Source organism: Brevundimonas sp., assembly GCF_046293315.1.
GTDB lineage: Bacteria > Pseudomonadota > Alphaproteobacteria > Caulobacterales > Caulobacteraceae > Brevundimonas.
The window spans coordinates 1-272 of sequence record NZ_JBKBPF010000111.1; the positions used below are offsets into that span (position 1 = coordinate 1).

At 72.8% G+C, this 272-nt stretch carries 1 protein-coding gene; it reads left to right on the forward strand.

What is annotated here, in order from left to right; all coding sequences use genetic code 11:
* Positions 1 to 63: 63 nt before the first annotated feature.
* Positions 64 to 234 (forward strand): phage tail assembly chaperone, encoded by a 171-nt coding sequence (locus ACK4SE_RS14295; protein WP_409694059.1) that lies wholly within the window; start codon positions 64 to 66, stop codon positions 232 to 234.
* Positions 235 to 272 lie beyond the last annotated feature (38 nt).

Below are 272 nucleotides of genomic sequence, written 5' to 3' on the forward strand. Positions count from 1 at the left end.
CACGGCGCCGGTCGATCCGCGCGCGGCGGCCGAGGCGGTGGCGCGGGCGTTTGAAGCGGCCGCATGACGCCGTGGAGCGAGATGATCCAGGCGGCGGCGCGGATGGGCGTGGGGCCTGAGGGGTTCTGGCGGCTGTCGCTGAAGGAATGGCGGATGCTGACGGCCGGGCCGGCGCAGGCCGCGCCGATGGGGCGAGCTGAGCTGGCGTGGCTGGAAGAGCGGTGGCCGGATTAATTTCAATCCTCCCCTGCGAAGCGGGGGAGGGGGACCAT